We start from the raw sequence: 230 nt of genomic DNA on the forward strand, positions 1-230 counted from the left end.
GGTGCAACCAGGTTTTTCTGGACGATAAACGGCGAAAAATAGGGCTTACGACCGGCGAGCGCTGTGGCAGCATAGCTGGGGATGTCCGCATACCGCTTGATCGCATCCAAACCGCCGCCTATGCGGCAAGAGAAATCCACCGCTACAGCCTGGCCATCGGCGACAATGAAGTCGAACTGGCCAAAGCTGACGCAGTGCGCGCTGAACAGAGCGGCACACCAGTCATCGAT

The 230-nt window shown here is 57.8% G+C and carries 1 protein-coding gene; it reads right to left on the reverse strand.

Translation table 11 applies throughout. The features are described 5' to 3' along the window. On the reverse strand, positions 1-230 hold a 230-nt coding region (locus SB717_RS40025; RefSeq protein WP_410908941.1), incomplete at both ends, for a hypothetical protein.

The organism is Priestia sp. SIMBA_032, assembly GCF_046535215.1.
GTDB classification, from domain to species: Bacteria; Bacillota; Bacilli; order Bacillales; family Bacillaceae_H; genus Priestia; species Priestia aryabhattai.